At 71.6% G+C, this 18,755-nt stretch carries 18 protein-coding genes; all 18 read left to right on the forward strand.

Annotation, left to right across the window (positions count from 1 at the left end; translation table 11 throughout):
* Nucleotides 1-8: 8 nt before the first annotated feature.
* The 18 genes from ruvX to ACZYRU_RS13610 all read left to right on the forward strand — a co-directional run bounded on the left by ruvX (nucleotide 9) and on the right by ACZYRU_RS13610 (nucleotide 18,737).
* Nucleotides 9-479, forward strand: coding sequence for a Holliday junction resolvase RuvX (gene ruvX, locus ACZYRU_RS13525; RefSeq protein WP_488957606.1), 471 nt, complete (start codon nucleotides 9-11; stop codon nucleotides 477-479).
* A complete protein-coding gene (gene mltG / locus ACZYRU_RS13530) occupies nucleotides 472-1,623 on the forward strand; it encodes an endolytic transglycosylase MltG (protein ID WP_488957607.1) in 1,152 nt (383 codons plus the stop codon). Before ruvX ends, mltG begins: the two co-directional genes overlap by 8 nt.
* A 10-nt stretch (nucleotides 1,624-1,633) precedes the next feature.
* Nucleotides 1,634-2,440: a shikimate dehydrogenase gene (locus tag ACZYRU_RS13535; RefSeq protein WP_488957608.1), complete on the forward strand. Its 807-nt coding sequence runs from the start codon at nucleotides 1,634-1,636 to the stop codon at nucleotides 2,438-2,440.
* A gap of 10 nt (nucleotides 2,441-2,450) precedes the next feature.
* Nucleotides 2,451-3,149, forward strand: coding sequence for an A24 family peptidase (locus ACZYRU_RS13540; RefSeq protein WP_488957609.1), 699 nt, complete (start codon nucleotides 2,451-2,453; stop codon nucleotides 3,147-3,149).
* Nucleotides 3,150-3,173: 24 nt separating this feature from the next.
* On the forward strand, nucleotides 3,174-4,352 hold the full coding sequence (aroC, locus tag ACZYRU_RS13545) for a chorismate synthase (protein WP_488957610.1): 1,179 nt from the start codon (nucleotides 3,174-3,176) through the stop codon (nucleotides 4,350-4,352).
* A complete protein-coding gene (locus ACZYRU_RS13550) occupies nucleotides 4,349-4,867 on the forward strand; it encodes a shikimate kinase (RefSeq protein WP_488957611.1) in 519 nt (172 codons plus the stop codon). The genes aroC and ACZYRU_RS13550 overlap by 4 nt, the downstream gene beginning before the upstream one ends.
* Complete coding sequence (aroB, locus tag ACZYRU_RS13555; protein WP_488957612.1) at nucleotides 4,864-5,967, forward strand: 3-dehydroquinate synthase; 1,104 nt, start codon at nucleotides 4,864-4,866, stop codon at nucleotides 5,965-5,967. The genes ACZYRU_RS13550 and aroB overlap by 4 nt, the downstream gene beginning before the upstream one ends.
* A complete protein-coding gene (locus ACZYRU_RS13560; RefSeq protein WP_488957613.1) occupies nucleotides 5,964-6,404 on the forward strand; it encodes a type II 3-dehydroquinate dehydratase in 441 nt (146 codons plus the stop codon). The genes aroB and ACZYRU_RS13560 overlap by 4 nt, the downstream gene beginning before the upstream one ends.
* 71 nt (nucleotides 6,405-6,475) lie before the next feature.
* On the forward strand, nucleotides 6,476-7,042 hold the full coding sequence (efp, locus tag ACZYRU_RS13565; RefSeq protein ID WP_488957614.1) for an elongation factor P: 567 nt from the start codon (nucleotides 6,476-6,478) through the stop codon (nucleotides 7,040-7,042).
* 8 nt (nucleotides 7,043-7,050) lie between these two features.
* On the forward strand, nucleotides 7,051-7,458 hold the full coding sequence (gene nusB, locus ACZYRU_RS13570) for a transcription antitermination factor NusB (RefSeq protein WP_488957615.1): 408 nt from the start codon (nucleotides 7,051-7,053) through the stop codon (nucleotides 7,456-7,458).
* Between the two features lie 125 nt (nucleotides 7,459-7,583).
* Nucleotides 7,584-8,963, forward strand: coding sequence for a dihydrolipoyl dehydrogenase family protein (locus ACZYRU_RS13575; protein WP_488957616.1), 1,380 nt, complete (start codon nucleotides 7,584-7,586; stop codon nucleotides 8,961-8,963).
* A gap of 53 nt (nucleotides 8,964-9,016) precedes the next feature.
* Nucleotides 9,017-10,192 carry a MinD/ParA family ATP-binding protein gene (locus ACZYRU_RS13580; RefSeq protein ID WP_488957617.1) on the forward strand — a complete coding sequence of 392 codons (1,176 nt, stop codon included), beginning with the start codon at nucleotides 9,017-9,019 and terminating at the stop codon, nucleotides 10,190-10,192.
* A 333-nt stretch (nucleotides 10,193-10,525) separates the two neighbouring features.
* Nucleotides 10,526-11,077 (forward strand): bifunctional pyr operon transcriptional regulator/uracil phosphoribosyltransferase PyrR, encoded by a 552-nt coding sequence (gene pyrR, locus ACZYRU_RS13585; protein WP_488957618.1) that lies wholly within the window; start codon nucleotides 10,526-10,528, stop codon nucleotides 11,075-11,077.
* Nucleotides 11,074-12,009 carry an aspartate carbamoyltransferase catalytic subunit gene (locus ACZYRU_RS13590; RefSeq protein ID WP_488957619.1) on the forward strand — a complete coding sequence of 312 codons (936 nt, stop codon included), beginning with the start codon at nucleotides 11,074-11,076 and terminating at the stop codon, nucleotides 12,007-12,009. The genes pyrR and ACZYRU_RS13590 overlap by 4 nt, the downstream gene beginning before the upstream one ends.
* Entirely contained in the window at nucleotides 12,006-13,292 is a 1,287-nt protein-coding gene (locus tag ACZYRU_RS13595; protein WP_488957620.1) for a dihydroorotase, read from the forward strand. The genes ACZYRU_RS13590 and ACZYRU_RS13595 overlap by 4 nt, the downstream gene beginning before the upstream one ends.
* Nucleotides 13,289-14,416 (forward strand): glutamine-hydrolyzing carbamoyl-phosphate synthase small subunit, encoded by a 1,128-nt coding sequence (gene carA, locus ACZYRU_RS13600; protein WP_488957621.1) that lies wholly within the window; start codon nucleotides 13,289-13,291, stop codon nucleotides 14,414-14,416. Before ACZYRU_RS13595 ends, carA begins: the two co-directional genes overlap by 4 nt.
* Nucleotides 14,416-17,715: a carbamoyl-phosphate synthase large subunit gene (carB, locus tag ACZYRU_RS13605; protein WP_488957622.1), complete on the forward strand. Its 3,300-nt coding sequence runs from the start codon at nucleotides 14,416-14,418 to the stop codon at nucleotides 17,713-17,715. Before carA ends, carB begins: the two co-directional genes overlap by 1 nt.
* Complete coding sequence (locus tag ACZYRU_RS13610; RefSeq protein WP_488957623.1) at nucleotides 17,712-18,737, forward strand: quinone-dependent dihydroorotate dehydrogenase; 1,026 nt, start codon at nucleotides 17,712-17,714, stop codon at nucleotides 18,735-18,737. Before carB ends, ACZYRU_RS13610 begins: the two co-directional genes overlap by 4 nt.
* The last annotated feature ends 18 nt before the right edge of the window (nucleotides 18,738-18,755 follow it).

Raw genomic sequence — 18,755 nt, forward strand, 5'->3', positions numbered from 1 at the left:
ACGGGCCGATGCGTTTCGGGGTCCGCCTCGGCGTCGACCCGGGTGATGCCCGGATCGGCGTCGCCCGCAGCGACCCGTCCGGGATGCTCGCCACCCCGGTCGAGACGGTGCGTCGCGGCAAGGGCGACCTGCGCCGCATCCACCAGCTGCTCGCCGAGGAGAACGCGGTGGAGGTGGTGATGGGTCTGCCCCGCTCGCTCTCCGGCGGCGAGGGCCCGGCGGCGATCAAGACCCGCGAGTTCGCCGTACGCCTGGCGAAGCGGATCGCGCCCGTCCCGGTGCGCCTGGTCGACGAGCGGCTCACCACCGTGACGGCGGAGGCTATGCTGCGCGACCAGCGCAAGGGAGCGAAGCGCCGAGCCGTGGTCGACCAGGTCGCGGCCGTCGTCATCCTCCAGCAGGCGCTGGATGCAGAACGCGCGACCGGCAACCCTCCGGGGGAGCTGGTGACCCCCACGCACGAGGAGACGCATGACTGAGCCGCAGCCCGAGCACGTCGAGGACGCAGGTCACGACCTGCTCCCCGGTACGGCGGCCGGTGGCCGTCGGCGGGCCGAGAAGCGGCGTCGGGGCGGTTGCCTGCCGATGCTGCTCGTGGTGGTGCTGTTCTGCGGCATCGTCGCCTGGTTCGCGCGCGGTGCGATCGCCGACGTCAAGGACATGCTCGCCGGACCCGAGGACTTCGCCGGGCCGGGCAGCGGCGAGGTCACCTTCGTCATCGACCCCGGACAGTCGGTCTCCTCGATGGGCGCCGAGCTCGAGGACCTCGGGGTCGTGAAGTCCTCCGAGGCCTTCGTCGACGCCGCGGCCAAGAACAGCAGGTCCACGAAGATCCAGGCCGGCACCTACCTGCTCAAGAGCAGGATGAAGGCCGTCGACGTCGTCACGATCCTCGTCGACCCCTCGCAGATCGCCCAGGACACGGTGACCATCCCCGAGGGCAAGCGGACCTCGGACATCGTGAAGATCCTCGCCAAGAACACCGACTTCAAGGCCAAGGAGTTCCAGGCGGTGCTGGCCGACCCGGCCGCGCTCGGCCTGCCTGCGTCGGCGGGCGGCAACCCGGAGGGCTACCTGTTCCCGGCGACGTACACGATCACCCCGACCGACACCCCGCAGACGATCCTCGCCGCGATGGTCGCCAAGGGGCAGTCGGTGATGGAGGACCTCGGCCTCGACGCCCAGGCGCAGGCGCTCGGCCTGACCGCCCACGAGGTGCTGACGGTCGCGAGCATGCTGGAGTTCGAGGCCAACCGCACCCAGGACTACCCGAAGGTGGCGCGGGCGATCTACAACCGCCTCGACAAGGGGATGGCCCTCCAGTCGGATGCGACGGTCGCCTACGCCAACGGGCTCTCCGGCGAGGTGTGGACCACCTCGGCGCAGCGCGACATCGACTCGCCGTACAACACCTACGCCCACACCGGCCTGCCGCCGGGCCCGATCGGCAACCCCGGTCAGGCGACCATCGACGCCGCGCTGCACCCGGCCGACGGGCCGTGGCTGTACTGGGTCGTGGTCAACCTGAAGACCGGCGAGACCGTCTTCTCGACCACGCTGGCCGAGCACAATGCCGCCACCGAGCGGCTGCGTGAGTACTGCACGACCTCCGACGCCTGCTGATGGCGCGTCGATGAGGTGCGCGGTGCTGGGCGACCCCGTCGCCCACTCGCTCTCGCCGACCCTGCACCGGGCGGGGTACGCCGCGCTCGGCCTCGATGCGTCGTACGACGCCGTGCGGGTGCCGGCCGGTGAGCTCGCCGGCTTCGTGGCCGGCCTCGGCCCGGAGTGGCGGGGGCTGTCGGTGACCGCACCGCTCAAGCGGGAGGCGCTGGCGCTGGCCGACGAGGTCTCGGACCTGGCCGTGCTGGCCGGGGGCGCCAACACACTCGTGCGGACCCCGACCGGGTGGTTCGCCGACAACACCGACGTGCCGGGGGCCGTGGCGGCGATCCGGGAGCGTTTTGCCGGGGACCTGTCGGCGGCGACCGTCCTCGGCGGCGGTGCGACCGCCGCGAGTGTGGGCCTGGCGCTGGTCGACCTCGGCATCGCCGAGATCACCGTCGCCGCGCGCAACCCGGCCAACGCGGCCGAGGCGGTGGCCGCGATCGAGCGGCACCCGTCGGCGCCCCGGGTGGTCGTCGTACCGCTGGACGAGGTGGGGGCGACGGGCGATGTCGTGGTGTCCACCGTCCCGGCTGCCGCGCAGACCGCCGACCTGGTCAGCCGGGTGCTCCCGGCCGCGGTGGTCTTCGAGGTGACCTACAACGAGTGGCCCACGCCGCTGGTCGCGGCCGCCCTGTCCGCGGGCACCACCGTCGTGTCCGGGCTGGACCTGCTCATCCACCAGGCCGTGCTGCAGTTCGGCATGTTCACTGGTCACGACGGGCCACTCGACGCCATGCGCTCGGCGGGCGAAGCCGCGCTCGCGGCTCGATAGGTTCATGGCCATGGAGTGGGTGCCCGCGCTGGCCTGCGCGCTCATCGGTGCGGCGCTGGGGCTGCTGGTCCCGTGGCTGATCGCGCTGTGCCCCGAGCCGGAGCACGACCCGACCGAGAACCCCGACGACTACCCCGACCACGTGCCGTTCGCCGTGCTCGCCGCCCGCCCCGGGCTGCGCCTGCGCAGCGTGGTCGCGTGCGGGCTCGCGGCCGGCGTGCTCGGCCTCGTGCTGGGGTGGAGCTGGGGCCTGCTCTGGCTGCTCTTCCTCGTGCCGGTCTGCTGTGCGCTGACGGTGATCGACTACGTCACCTGGTACCTCCCGTCCCGGCTGATCCGGCCGTCCTGGTTGGTGACCGGAGGGCTGGTGGGTGCGGTCTCCGTGATCGTGGGCGAGCCGCGGGTGGCGCTGTGGGGCCTGGCCGGGTTCGTCGCGCTCGGCGGCTACTACGGCCTGATCCGGCTGGTGAGCCCGCGCGCGATGGCCGGTGGCGACGTTCGCCTCGGCGCGCTGCTCGGCATCGCGCTCGGTCCGTTCGGTGCGCCCGTGCTGCTCGCGTCGGTGCTCGCCGCCGCCGTCCTCGGCGTGCTGGGCATGGTGCCGATGCGGCGCAGCGGAACCATGATCCGCCGGCGGGTGCCCTACGGCCCGTTCCTGGTGATCGGTGCCCTGGTCGCCGTCGTCGTGGGACAGGTCCTCGGCGCCTGAGCCCACCGTGGGAGACTGGTGCCCATGTTGCGCTGGCTGACTGCGGGGGAGTCCCACGGCCCCTCCCTGGTCGCGATCCTCGAGGGCCTGCCGGCCCACGTCGAGGTCACGACCGATGACATCTCCGACTCGCTCGCCCGTCGTCGCCTCGGTTACGGCCGCGGCGCCCGGATGAAGTTCGAGGCCGACGAGGTGACCATCACCGGCGGTGTCCGGCACGGTCGCACCCAGGGCGGCCCGGTCGCGATCCAGGTCGGCAACACCGAGTGGCCGAAGTGGGAGACCGTCATGGCGGCCGACCCGGTCGACCCCGCCGTGCTCGAGGCGCAGGCGCGCAACGCCCCGCTCACCCGTCCGCGTCCCGGCCACGCCGACCTCGCGGGCATGCAGAAGTACGACTTCGCCGACGCCCGCCCGATCCTCGAGCGCGCCTCCGCGCGTGAGACCGCGGCCCGGGTCGCGCTCGGCCGGGTCGCCAGCAACTTCCTGGAGCAGGCGACCGGTGCCCGGATCGTCAGCCACGTGCTCGAGATCGGTGGCGTCCGTACGCCGTCGCGCGAGCTCCCGGCACCCGACGACGTCGAGCGCCTCGACGCCGATCCGGTGCGCTGCCTCGATGCCGACGGCTCCAAGCTCATGGTCGAGCGGATCGACCAGGCCCACAAGGACGGCGACACCCTCGGCGGCGTCGTCGAGGTCGTCGTCCACGGCCTCCCGCCGGGCCTCGGCTCCCACGTCCACTGGGACCGCCGCCTCGATGCGCGCCTCGCCGGCGCGCTGATGGGCATCCAGGCGATCAAGGGCGTCGAGGTCGGCGACGGCTTCGAGCTCGCCGCGACCCCCGGCTCGCTCGCCCACGACGAGATCGTCCCGACCGAGGAGGGGCTGCGGCGCGTGTCCGGCCGTTCCGGCGGCACCGAGGGCGGCATGACCACCGGCGAGGTCCTGCGCGTGCGCGCCGCGATGAAGCCGATCGCCACCGTCCCGCGCGCCCTGCGCACGGTCGACCTCGCCACCGGCGAGGAGACCGTCGCCCACCACCAGCGCTCCGACGTGTGTGCGGTCCCCGCAGCCGGCATCGTCGCCGAGGCGATGGTCGCGCTGGTGCTCGCCGAGGCGGTGCTGGAGAAGTTCGGCGGCGACTCGGTCCAGGAGACCCGCCGCAACGTGCAGTCGTACCTCGACACCCTCCGGTTCAAGTGACGAGCGGGCCGCGTGCGGTCCTGATCGGCACCATGGGTGCCGGCAAGACCACCGTCGGCCGGCTGCTCGCCGAGCGGCTCGGGGTCGGGTTCGCCGACACCGACGAGCTGATCGAGGCGCAGCACGGCAAGACCGTCCAGGACATCTTCGTCGAGGACGGCGAGGCGACCTTCCGCGCGCTCGAGAGAGCCGCGGTCGCGCTGGCGCTCGACGAGAGCGACGGCGTGCTGTCCCTCGGCGGCGGCGCGGTGCTCGACCCGTCGACCCAGGCACTGCTCGCCGCCCACCAGGTCGTCTTCCTGCGCGTCGGGCTCGCCGACGCCGTCAAGCGGGTCGGCCTCGGCTCCGGTCGGCCGCTGCTGCTCGGCAACGTCCGTGCTCGGGTCAAGCAGCTCCTCGACGAGCGTGCGCCGGTGTACGCCGGCCTGGCCCGGATCATCGTCGACACTGACGGCCGCGAGCCCGCCGAGATCGCTGCCGAGATCGTCACCGCCCTGCAGGGAGACCCCGCATGACCGATCAGCCCACCGTCATCCCGGTGACCGCGGCGGCGCCGTACGACGTCGTGGTCGGCCACGGCGTCCTCGACCGCCTGCGCGGACTGCTGCCCGCCGGAGTCCAGCGGGTCGCGATCATCACCCCCGAGTCGCTCGAGGACCTGCTCGAGCCGTTCGCGGACCTGCTCGAGGGCCTCGACGTCATCGTGCTGCAGGTTCCCGACGGCGAGGAGGCGAAGAACTGGGAGGTCGCCGCGGCCTGCTGGGAGTCGCTCGGCGAGGAGGGCTTCACCCGCTCCGACGCCGTCGTCACCCTCGGCGGCGGCGCGACCACCGACCTCGGCGGCTTCGTCGCCGCCACCTGGCTGCGCGGCGTCGCTGTCGTCCACGTCCCGACGACCGTGCTCGCGATGGTCGACGCCGCGGTCGGGGGCAAGACCGGCATCAACACCCCCGCCGGCAAGAACCTGGTCGGCTCCTTCCACGAGCCCGCCGGCGTGCTGTGCGACCTGTCGCTGCTCGAGACGCTGCCGCGCGCCGAGCTCGTCGCCGGCCTCGGCGAGGTCGTGAAGTGCGGCTTCATCGCCGACCCGCGGATCCTCGAGCTGGTCGAGTCGACCGATCCAGCGTCACTCACCGCCGACTCGCCGGTGCTGCGCGAGCTGGTCGAGCGGGCCATCCGGGTCAAGGCCGAGGTCGTCGCCGGCGACCTCAAGGAGACCGGGGGAGTCGACGGCCACCCCGGCCGCGAGGTCCTCAACTACGGCCACACCCTGGCCCACGCCATCGAGAAGGCGACCGACTACTCCATCCGCCACGGTGAGGCCGTCGCCCTGGGCTGCGTGTACGTCGCCGAGCTGGCCGCCCGCGCCGGGTCGCTGGCGCCGGAGGTCGTCGACCGGCACCGTGCGGCGTTCGGCCGGGTCGGCCTGCCGACCTCGTGGAGCGGCGCCGACTTCGACACCCTGCTCGCCACGATGCGGGTCGACAAGAAGGCCCGCGGCAACCAGCTGCGGTTCGTCGTGCTCGAGGACCTGGCCCGGCCCGTCGTCCTCGCTGGTCCGTCCGAGGAGGACCTGCGCTCGGCGTACTCCGCGATCTCGGGAGGCGCCGCGTGACCACCGTCCTGGTCCTCAACGGTCCCAACCTCGGCCGGCTCGGGCGGCGCCAGCCCGAGATCTACGGGCACACCACCCATGACCAGCTCGCCGAGCTGTGCGTCGGCTGGGGCCGCGACCTGGGTCTCGAGGTCGACGTGCGGCAGACCAACCACGAGGGCGAGCTGCTCGACTGGCTCAACCGGGCGGCCGACGACGACACGCCCGTCGTGCTCAACGCCGCCGCCTGGACCCACTACTCGCTGGCCCTCTACGACGCCTGCGCGCAGCTGACCGCGCCTCTCGTGGAGGTCCACATCTCCGAGCCCAAGCAGCGTCCGGAGGAGTTCCGGCACACGTCGTACGTCGAACCGCACGCCGCGACCACCATCTCCGGCCAGGGCATCGACGGCTACCGGCAGGCGCTCGAATTCATCGCAGCACGGGGCGCGCACTAAGATCGACTGCCGGCCCCGCGTCCACTCGTGGAGCCACCCGATCTTTCGACATCTCGACAGAAGGCTGACGCATGGCAACGACGAACGACCTCAAGAACGGCATGGTGCTGAACCTGGAGGGCCAGCTCTGGCAGGTGGTCGAGTTCCAGCACGTGAAGCCGGGCAAGGGCCCTGCGTTCGTCCGCACCAAGCTCAAGCACGTCGAGTCGGGCAAGAACGTCGACAAGACGTTCAACGCCGGCACCAAGGTCGAGACCGCCACGGTCGACCGCCGCTCGTTCCAGTACCTCTACAACGACGGCACCAACTTCGTCTTCATGGACGTCCAGGACTACGACCAGATCGAGGTCGACCCCGCGATCGTCGGCACCGCCGCCGGCTTCCTCCTGGAGAACCAGGAGGTCATCGTGGCCACCAACGAGGGCCGCGTGCTCTTCATCGAGATGCCCGCCTCGGTCGAGCTCCTGGTCTCCTACACCGAGCCCGGCGTCGTCGGCGACTCCGCCACCGGCCGCACCAAGCCCGCCACGCTCGAGACCGGCGCCGAGATCCAGGTCCCGCTCTTCATCGAGCAGGGCGAGAAGATCAAGGTCGACACCCGCGAGGGCGGCTCGTACCTCTCGCGCGTGAAGGGCTGATCCCCCTCGTGGGAGCCCGGACCAAGGCCCGCAAGCGCGCCCTCGACGTCCTGTACGCCGCCGACCTGCGCGGCGAGACGGGCGTCGAGGCGCTCGAGCGGGTCATCGCCGAGGGCGAGCCCCCGGCGAACCCCTACACCTCCGTCCTCGTGCGCGGCGTCTCCGAGCGCCGCGAGCGGATCGACGAGGTGCTCGAGGAGTTCTCCACCGACTGGAGCTTGGCCCGGATGCCCGCGGTCGACCGCAACGTGCTCCGGATCGGCGTCTGGGAGCTGCTCTGGGCCGACGACGTGCCCGACACGGTTGCCGTGACCGAGGCGATGGGGCTGGTCCGCGAGCTGTCGACCGACGAGTCGCCCGCGTTCGTCAACGGTGTGCTCGGCGCGATCCAGCGCAAGAAGGCCACACTGGTCTGACCGGTTGACCAGTTGCGGTTGGGGACCAAACCGCGACATCTCCCGGCGTGTCGCTGCGGTTTGTGCCCAATCGCTGCCCCGGCTGACGCTGGTCGACCCCTTGCCGGGTGTGCCAGTGTGGCGCCATGACAGGCCAGCTGGAAGCCGACGTCGTCGTCATCGGGCTCGGGCCCGGCGGTGAGCACCTCGCCGCCTCGCTGGCCCGGGCCGGGCTCTCCGTGGTCGGCGTCGACCGCCGCCTGGTCGGTGGCGAGTGCCCGTACTTCGGGTGCATCCCGTCGAAGATGATGATCCGAGCGGCCGACGCGCTCGCCGAGGCACGGCGGGTCTCGGCGCTGGCGGGGGACAGCGAGGTCCGGCCGGACTGGACCGTCGTCGCCGACCGGATCCGCGACGAGGCCACCGACGACTGGGACGACAAGGTCGCCGTCGAGCGCCTCGAGAAGGCGGGCGCGCAGTTCGTGCGCGGCCACGGGCGACTGGCCGGGCCCGGCCGGGTCGTGGTGACGACCGACGACGGCGAGGTCGCGGTGACCGTACGGCGCGGGGTGGTGCTCAACACCGGAACCGAGCCAGCGGTACCGCCGATCGCGGGGCTCGAGGACACGCCGTACTGGACCAACCGCGACGCCGTGCAGCTCCGCACGCTGCCGGAGTCCCTCATCGTGCTCGGCGGTGGCGCGATCGGCTGCGAGCTCGCGCAGGCGTTCTCCCGATTCGGGGTCGCGGTGACGATCGTCGAGGCAGGGGAGCGGATCCTCGGTCCCGAGGAGCCCGAGGCCTCCGGCGTCGTCGCCGCGGCGCTCGGCGCGGAGGGGATCGTCGTCCGCGCCGGAGCGGCCGTCGAGTCGGTCGGCTACGACGGTGACTTCGGCGTCGTGCTGGCCGGCGGCGAGAAGCTCGTCGCCGAGGACCTGCTGGTCGCGGCCGGTCGTCGTACCAACCTCTCCGACATCGGGCTCCACACCGTCGGTGCCGATCCCACGGCTCGCGCGATCGACGTCGACGAGCGGATGCGGGTGCGTGGGGTCGAGGGTCTGTGGGCGATCGGCGACATCACCGGCAAGGGCGCGTTCACGCACATGTCGATGTACCAGGCGAACGTCGCGATCCGCGACCTCACCGGCGAGGACGGGCCCTGGGCCGACTACCGCGCCGTCTCGCGCGCCACCTTCACCGACCCGGAGGTCGGCTCGGTCGGGCTGACCGAGGACCAGGCCAGGCGGGCGGGGATCCGGGTCGGCGTCGGTACGGCGGCGCTGCCGGAGTCGAGCCGCGGCTGGCTGCACAAGGTCGGCAACGACGGCCTGGTCAAGGTCGTCGTCGACCTCGACCGCGACGTCCTCGTCGGCGCCACCGCGGTGGGGCCGGCCGGCGGCGAGATCATCGGCATGCTCGTGACCGCCGTCCACGCCGAGGTGCCGCTCGCGACGCTGCGCGGGATGCACTTCGCCTACCCGACTTTCCACAGGGCGATCGAGACCGCGCTCTCCGCCGTGTCGTGAGGGTGGCGCCGGGGTAGGTTGGCCGACGACCGCTGCCTATCTCGGAGGTACACGTGAGTCACTCGTCGACCGACCCCCTGACCGACCACCTGTCCGACCCGCTCACGGACCCGATCGGTCCGCCGCCCGGTGCACCTCCGGTCGGGCCGCCGCCTCCTCCTCCGGTGGGTGGGCCTCCGGTGGGTCCGCCGCCGACGAGCCCCCCGACGAGCCCCCCGACGAGCCCGCCGCCGAGCCCGCCGCCGAGCGTCGAGCCGCCGGCCGTCGTACCCGAGGCCGTCGAGCCGCGCCGCTTCATGTCCGCGACCGACTTCCTCGACCGCCGCGACAACGAGGTGACGCTGGGGCCGGCGACGTGGGGCTGGCGCGGGCGGGTACGCCGCTGGTCGGGCGGGCTGGTCAAGCCCGCGATGGGTGCTGCTGAGCGGTCCTACGAGGCTGACCGGGCCGCGATCCAGAAGGACTTCGACGGCCCCCGCACCATCGCGTTCGTGAACCCGAAGGGCGGCGCGGCCAAGACGACCGGGGTGCTCGCCGCGGGCTACACCTTCGGCACCGTGCGTGGCGGCGGCGTGATCGCGTGGGACAACAACGAGACGCGCGGCACCCTCGGGATCCGCGGCACCCGCAGCACCCACCGCAACACCACCCGCGAGCTGCTCGAGGACCTCGGCCGGTTCAAGGACGTCTACCAGTCCCGGATCGGCGACCTCGGTGCCTTCGTCCGCTCCCAGGGCGACGCCCACTTCGACGTCCTGGCCTCCGACGAGCGCCCCGACGTCACCGGCGTCATCCACGCCGACGACTTCGCCGAGGTCCACGCCCTGCTGGAGCGCTTCTACCGCCTGCTCCTGATCGACACCGGCAACAATCTCCGCGCCGAGAACTGGCTCGCCGCGGCCGGCGCTGCGGACCTCCTCGTCGTGACCAGCACGGTCCGCGAGGACACCGGCTACAGCGGTCTGTGGATGCTCGACGCGCTGCAGGACGCCGGCCACGAGAACCTGAAGTACAAGACCATCACGGTGCTCTCCGACCCGAGCCAGAAGGTCGACGAGGCGCTCGCGCGCGACCTGGTGCAGGTCTACGAGCAGCGCACCCGCGGCGTCTACCGGGTTCCCTACGACCCGGCGCTGGTGTCGGGCTCGGTCGTCCCCTACGTGCAGCTGTCCGCCGAGACGCGACGGTCCTGGCTGCGGGCGTGCGCGGCGATGGCGACGGCACTGTGAGCCGGATCTGCGTGAGGGCGACGTACGCGGTCCGATAGGCCGCCGGTTGCTCGCGGAGGGACCTGGCGGTGCCGGGTCCCTCCGGGCTGTCGTGGTCAGACCAGATGTCGATTGGGCAGAAACCGCACGTCCAGGGCCCGTTGCGTTGCGGTTTGGGACCAAACCGCAACGTCCGCGCCGCCCGACGCCACCAGATCCGCGCAGCGCGTCCGGTGTCCCGCGGCACACCGATCCCGGTTCGCCGAGAGCCCCGCCCAGCGGGTAGGGTGAGCCGCAGTTCGACATCCTTTAACGAGCCGTCCCGTGAGGCGGAGAAGGAGGTCAGGCACGCTGATGCCTACCCACGCGCAGGTCCCCGCAGACGGACGCGTCGTCCTCGACGCCGGCGACATCAGCCGGGCGTTGATCCGCATTTCCCACGAGATCCTCGAGCGCAACAAGGGCGCCGAGGATCTTCTTCTTCTCGGGCTCCACACCCGCGGCGTCCCGCTGGCCCGCCGCCTGGCCGACAACATCGCCCAGGTCGAGGGTACGACGGTCGCCACCGGCGAGCTCGACGTCACCATGTACCGCGACGACCTGCGGTCCAACCCGACCCGCGCGCCGCACCGCACCCAGGTGCCGGCCGGCGGGATCGACGGCAAGACGGTCGTCCTGGTCGACGACGTGCTCTACTCCGGGCGCACCATCCGGGCCGCGCTCGACGCGCTCTCGGACCTGGGCCGGCCGGCCGTCGTACGGCTGGCGGTGCTGGTCGACCGGGGCCACCGGGAGCTCCCGATCCGTGCCGACCACGTCGGCAAGAACCTGCCGACCGCCCGCAGCGAGCGCGTCAGCCTGCGGCTGGTCGAGACCGACGGCGAGGACGAGGTGCGCATCCAGTGAACAAGCATCTGCTGAGCATCGACGACGTGAGCGCCGACGACATCCAGGAGCTCTTCACGACGGCGGCGGAGATGCACGACGTGCAGAACCGCCAGGTCAAGAAGCTCCCGGCGCTGCGTGGCCGCACCGTCATCAACCTGTTCTTCGAGGACTCCACCCGCACCCGGTCGAGCTTCGAGATCGCCGGCAAGTGGCTCTCCGCCGACGTGATCAACCTGTCCGCCAAGGGCAGCAGCGCGAGCAAGGGCGAGTCCCTGCGCGACACCGTGCTGACCGTGACGGCCATGGGCATCGACGGCCTGGTCGTCCGTCACGGCGCCAGCGGCGCGGCCGAGCAGATCAGCCGCTGGGTCGACGTACCGGTCATCAACGCCGGCGACGGAACCCACGAGCACCCCACCCAGGCGCTGCTCGACGGCTACACGCTGACCCGCAAGCTCGGCACCCTCGAGGGCAAGCACGTCGCGATCGTCGGCGACCTGACCCACAGCCGGGTGTTCCGCTCCAACGTCAAGAGCCTCACCAAGCTCGGCGCCACGGTCACCGCGGTCGCCCCGCCGACGCTGATGCCCTCGGGCGTGGGCGACTGGTCGAAGGCGGCGGGCTTCGCCACCAGCTACGACCTCGACGAGGTGCTGCCGCAGGCGGATGCCGTGATGATGCTGCGCGTCCAGCGCGAGCGGATGAGCGGCGGGTTCTTCCCGACCGCGCGCGAGTACACCGTCGGCTACGGCCTGACCCGCGACCGGCTCGCCGTGCTCAAGCCCGGCACGCCGATCCTGCACCCCGGCCCGATGAACCGCGGCCTGGAGATCTCCGCGGACGCCGCCGACGCCCTGGACTCGGTCGTGCTCGACCAGGTCTCCGCCGGCGTGGCCGTCCGCATGTCCGTGCTCTACCACCTGCTCGCCGGCGAGGAGACCAGCGCATGAGCATCCTGATCAAGGGCGCCACCCTGCCCGACGGTACGACGACCGACGTCCTCGTCCAGGACGGCACCGTCGCCGAGCTGGGCAAGGTCACCACCAAGGCCGACGACACGATCGACGCCGACGGCCTGCGCCTGCTGCCCGGCCTGGTCGACCTGCACACCCACCTGCGCGAACCCGGTCGTGAGGACGCCGAGACGGTGCTCACCGGTTCGCGTGCCGCCGCGGTCGGGGGCTACACCGCCGTCCTCGCGATGGCCAACACCCACCCGGTCACCGACACCGCCGAGGCGGCCGAGCGGGTCTTCGACCTCGGCCGGAAGGCCGGCCTGGTCGATGTCCAGCCGGTCGGCGCGGTCACCAAGGGCCTGGCGGGCGAGGAGCTCGCCGAGCTCGGCCTGATGGCCCGCAGCCGCGCCAAGGTCCGGGTCTTCTCCGACGACGGCAAGTGCGTCCACGACCCGCGCGTGATGCGCCGGGCGCTGGAGTACGTCAAGGCATTCGGCGGCGTGGTCAGCCAGCACAGCCAGGACCCGTCGCTCGCCGGCCCGACCGCCTGCTGTCACGAGGGCGAGCTGTCCGGCCAGCTCGGCCTGCCCGGCTGGCCGGGCGTCGCCGAGGAGATCATCGTCGCGCGCGACGTGATGCTGGCCCGCCACACCGGCAGCCGGGTCCACGTCGCGCACGTCTCGACCGCCGGCAGCGTCGAGGTGGTCCGCTGGGCCAAGGCGCAGGGGATCGACGTGACCGCCGAGGTCACGCCCCACCACCTGCTGCTCACCACCGACCTGCTCACCGGCTACGACCCGACGTACAAGGTCAACCCGCCACTGCGTCCCGACGAGGACGTGCAGGCGCTGCGCGAGGCGCTGGCCGACGGCACCATCGACGCCGTCGCCACCGACCACGCGCCGCACGCCCGCCACGACAAGGAGCACGCCTTCGTCGACGCGGCCTTCGGCATGCTCGGCCTCGAGACCGCGCTCCCGGTCATCACCACCGTGATGGTCGACTCCGGCCTGCTCGACTGGGCCGGCGTGGCCCGGGTGATGAGCGCGAACCCGGCCCGGATCGCCGGCCTCGACGGCGAGCACGGCCGCCCGATCGCCGTCGGCGAGCCCGCCAACCTCACCCTGGTCGACCCCACCACGAAGGTCGTCGTCGACCGCGCCGCCAGCGTCTCGCTGAGCCGCAACAACCCCTGGCACGACCGCAAGCTCACCGGTCGGGTGGTCGCCACGCTGCTGCGCGGCACCCCGACGGTCCTGGAAGGAGCGCTCGCATGAGCACCCCCGCACTGCTCGTCCTCGAGGACGGCCGCACGTTCCACGGCGAGGCCTACGGCGCCGAGGGCGAGACCTTCGGCGAGGCCGTCTTCAACACCGGCATGACCGGCTACCAGGAGACGCTGACCGACCCGTCGTACCACCGCCAGGTCGTCGTCATGACGGCTCCCCACATCGGCAACACCGGCGTCAACGACGAGGACCCGGAGTCGAAGCGGATCTGGGTCGCCGGGTACGTCGTCCGCGAGCCCGCGCGCATCCCGAGCAACTGGCGCTCGCGCCGCTCGCTCGACGACGAGCTCAAGGCGCAGGGCGTCGTCGGCATCTCCGGCATCGACACCCGCGCGCTCACCCGCCACCTCCGCGAGCGCGGCGCGATGCGGGTCGGCATCTCCACCGTCGAGACCGATCCGGCGAAGCTGCTGGAGAAGGTCAAGGACTCCGCCGAGATGTCCGGCGCCAACCTGTCCGAGGCCGTCTCCACCAGCGAGGCGTACGTCGTGCCGGCGCGGGGGGAGAAGCGGTTCACCGTGGCCGCCCTCGACCTCGGCATCAAGGACATGACCCCGCAGCGGATGAGCGAGCGCGGCATCGAGGTCCACGTGCTGCCCGCCACCGCGAGCATCGAGGACGTCCTCGCGGTCGGCGACAACGGCCCCGACGGACTGTTCTTCTCCAACGGCCCCGGCGACCCGGCCGCGACGACCGGCCAGGTCGAGCTGCTCCAGCAGGCGCTGGCGCAGGACCTGCCGTACTTCGGCATCTGCTTCGGCAACCAGCTCTTCGGCCGCGCGCTCGGCTTCGGCACCTACAAGCTCAAGTACGGCCACCGCGGCATCAACCAGCCGGTGATGGACCTGACCACCCGCAAGGTCGAGGTCACCGCCCACAACCACGGGTTCGCGGTCGACGCCCCGGTCGACGCCCCGACCGAGACGCCGTACGGCACCGCCACGGTCAGCCACGTCTGCCTCAACGACGACGTGGTCGAGGGCCTGGAGCTCCGCGCCGAGGGCAAGCTCAAGGCGTTCTCCGTCCAGTACCACCCCGAGGCCGCTGCCGGCCCACACGACGCGGCGTACCTCTTCGACCGCTTCACCACGCTCCTGGAGGAGAACGCCTGATGCCGAAGCGCGAAGACATCAAGTCCGTCCTGGTCATCGGCTCCGGCCCGATCGTCATCGGGCAGGCCTGCGAGTTCGACTACTCCGGCACCCAGGCCTGCCGGGTGCTCAAGGAGGAGGGCCTGCGGGTCATCCTGATCAACTCCAACCCGGCCACGATCATGACCGACCCGGAGTTCGCCGACGCGACGTACGTCGAGCCGATCACCCCGGAGTTCGTCGAGAAGGTCATCGCCAAGGAGCGCCCCGACGCGATCCTGCCGACCCTCGGCGGCCAGACCGCGCTCAACGCCGCCATCGCGGCCCACGAGAGCGGCGTCCTGGAGAAGTACGGCGTCGAGATGATCGGCGCCAGCTTCGAGGCGATCCACCGCGGCGAGAACCGCGAGCTGTTCAACGCCATCGTCCACAAGGTCGGCGGCGAGGTCGCCCGCTCCTTCGTGTGCCACTCGATGGAGGAGGTCGAGAAGGCCGCCGCCGACCTCGGCTTCCCGATCGTCGTCCGCCCGTCCTTCACCATGGGCGGCCTCGGCTCCGGCATCGCCTACGACGAGGAGGACATGCACCGCATCGCCGGTGCCGGTCTGTCCGCGTCGCCGACCACCGAGGTCCTCATCGAGGAGTCGATCATCGGTTGGAAGGAGTACGAGCTGGAGGTGATGCGCGACAAGGCCGACAACGTCGTCATCATCTGCTCGATCGAGAACTTCGACCCGATGGGCGTGCACACCGGTGACTCGATCACCGTCGCGCCCGCGATGACGCTGACCGACCGCGAGTACCAGCACCTGCGCGACCTCGCGATCGGCATCATCCGCGAGGTCGGCGTCGACACCGGCGGCTGCAACATCCAGTACGCCGTCAACCCGGCCGACGGCCGGGTCATCGTGATCGAGATGAACCCCCGCGTCTCGCGCTCCTCGGCCCTCGCGTCGAAGGCCACCGGCTTCCCGATCGCCAAGATCGCGGCCAAGGTCGCCGTCGGGTACACCCTCGACGAGATCCCGAACGACATCACCAAGGAGACCCCGGCCTCCTTCGAGCCGAGCCTCGACTACGTCGTGGTCAAGGTCCCGCGCTTCGCGTTCGAGAAGTTCCCGACCGCCGACCCGACGCTCACCACCCACATGAAGTCGGTCGGCGAGGCGATGGCGATCGGCCGCAGCTTCACCGAGGCGCTCAACAAGGCGCTGCGCTCGCTCGAGAACAAGCACGCGCCCTTCGACTGGGCCGCCCCGGTCGGTGACAAGGCTGCGCTGCTCGAGAGCATCAAGGTCCCGCACGACGGCCGCCTGCAGGAGCTGATGCAGGCGATCCGCGCCGGCGCCACCCAGGACGAGATCCACGACGCGACCAAGATCGACCCCTGGTTCGTCGACCAGGTCTTCCTGATCGACGAGATCGCCCAGCAGGTCGCCGCCACCGAGACTCTCGACGCCGGTGCGCTCCGCCTCGCCAAGCGCCACGGCCTCTCCGACGCCCAGATCGCGGCCATCCGCGGGTTGCAGGAGTCCGAGGTCCGCATCGCCCGGCAGACGCTCGGTGTCCGGCCGGTCTTCAAGACCGTCGACACCTGCGCCGCCGAGTTCGCCGCGGCCACGCCGTACTACTACTCGTCCTACGACGAGGAGACCGAGGTCCAGCCGCGGGCCGAGGGCAAGCAGGCCGTGATCATCCTCGGCTCCGGCCCGAACCGGATCGGCCAGGGCATCGAGTTCGACTACTCGTGCGTCCACGCCAGCCTTGCGCTGGCCGAGGCCGGCTACGAGACGATCATGGTCAACTGCAACCCGGAGACGGTCTCGACCGACTACGACACCTCGGACCGGCTCTACTTCGAGCCGCTCACGATGGAGGACGTGCTCGAGATCTACGAGGCGGAGAAGGCCGCCGGCCCGATCGCGGGCGTCATCGCGACCCTCGGCGGCCAGACCCCGCTCGGACTCGCGCAGGGCCTGCAGGACGCCGGCGTCCCGATCGTCGGCACCAGCCCCGAGGCGATCGACCTCGCCGAGGAGCGCGGTGCGTTCGGCCGGGTCCTCGCCGACGCCGGCCTGGTGGCGCCCAAGCACGGCACCGCGGTGTCGTACGAGGACGCGCAGGCGATCGCCCACTCGATCGGGTACCCGGTGCTGGTGCGGCCGTCGTACGTCCTCGGCGGACGCGGCATGCAGATCGTCTACAGCGACCAGGCGCTCGAGGCCTACATCAACGCCGCGACCGAGATCAGCCCCGACCGGCCGGTGCTGGTCGACCGGTTCATCGACGACGCGGTCGAGATCGACGTCGACGCCCTGTACGACGGCACCGACCTGTTCCTCGGCGGCGTGATGGAGCACATCGAGGAGGCCGGCATCCACTCGGGCGACTCGTCGTGCGCCCTGCCGCCGATCACGCTCGGCAACGCCGAGATCGCCCGGATCCGCGAGGCCACCACGGCCATCGCCAAGGGCGTGGGCGTGCGCGGCCTGATCAACATCCAGTTCGCGCTGGGAGCCGACGTGCTCTACGTGATCGAGGCCAACCCGCGCGCCTCGCGCACCGTCCCGTTCGTCTCCAAGGCCACCGGCACCCAGCTCGCCAAGGCCGCGGCCCGGCTGATGCTGGGGGAGTCGATCGCCGAGCTGCGCGCCTCCGGCGTGCTCCCGGCCGAGGGCGACGGCGGTACCCTGCCCGCGGACTCGCCGATCGCGGTCAAGGAGGCGGTGCTGCCGTTCAACCGGTTCCGTACCAAGGACGGCCAGTTCGTCGACACCGTGCTCGGTCCGGAGATGAAGTCGACCGGCGAGGTGATGGGCTTCGACGCCGACTTCGGCACGGCGTTCAGCAAGTCGCAGGCCGCGGCGTACGGCCCGCTGCCGACCTCGGGCAAGGTGTTCATCTCGATCGCCGACCGCGACAAGCGCACGATGATCTTCCCGACCCGGGTGCTGGTCGACTACGGCTTCGAGATCCTCGCGACCCAGGGCACCGCCGAGGTCCTGCGTCGCAACGGCATCCAGGCGACCGTCGTGCGCAAGCACTTCGAGGGCAAGGGCCCCGACGGCGAGCCCACCGTCGTCGACATGATCTTGGCCGGTGACATCGACCTGATCGTCAACACCCCGCACGGCAGCACCACGTCGTCGGGCGGCGGCGGGGACTCCCGCATCGACGGCTACGAGATCCGCTCCTCGGCCGTGCTCACCGGTACGCCGTGCATCACCACGGTGCAGGGCCTCGCGGCCGCCGTGCAGGGCATCGCCGCCGTGCGGGCCGGCTCGATCGGCGTGCGCTCCCTGCAGGAGTGGCACGCATGACGCTCTACGACAAGCTCTTCGAGCACGTCCTGGTCAGGATGGACGCGGAGAAGGCGCACCACCTGACGTACGACGCCCTGCGGGCCGGCGGCCCGGTGCTCTCGCGAGCGCCGATCCCCGGATCTGCCCCGGTCGAGGCGATGGGCCTGAGGTTCCCCAACCGGCTCGGCCTGGCGCCCGGCTTCGACAAGAACGCCCAGGTCTACGACCGGATGGGCGCCTTCGGGTTCGGCCACGTCGAGATCGGGACGGTCACCGCACTGGCGCAGCCCGGCAACCCCAAGCCGCGACTGTTCCGGCTTCCGGAGGACCGGGCGATCGTCAACCGGATGGGCTTCAACAACGACGGCGCCACCGCGGTCGCAGCCCGGCTGGCGAAGCGCAAGCGCAAGTCCGGTGGGCTCGTGCTCGGCGTCAACATCGGCAAGTCCAAGGTCGTGCCCGACGACGACCAGGCGGCCGTCGAGGCCGACTACGAGACCTCGACCCGGCTGCTCGCGCCGCACGCCGACTACCTCGTGGTCAACGTGAGCTCGCCCAACACCCCCGGCCTGCGCAACCTGCAGGCGGTCGAGAAGCTCGCGCCGCTGCTGGCCCACGTGCGTCGTACCGCTGACGAGGTGACCTCCTCGCCGCTGCCCCTGCTGGTGAAGATCGCGCCGGACCTGTCCGACGACGACGTGCTCGCCGTCGCCGACATGGCCCTCGAGCTCGGCCTCGCCGGGATCATCGCGACCAACACCACGATCTCCCGCGAGGGCCTGCGTACGTCGTCCGCAAAGGTCGAGGCGATCGGCGCCGGCGGCCTCTCCGGCGCGCCGCTCACCGAGCGGTCCACCGAGGTGCTGCGGCTGCTGCGCGGTCGGGTCGGTCCCGACCTGACCCTGATCGGCGTCGGCGGGATCAGCACGCCCGAGCAGGCCCGGGAGCGGGTCGCTGCCGGTGCCGATCTCGTGCAGGCCTACAGCGCCCTGATCTACGGTGGCCCGATGTGGCCACGACAGATCCTGAACGCACTCTGATGGGTCTCGATACGCCGG

This window comes from Nocardioides sp. F233 (assembly GCF_057813895.1).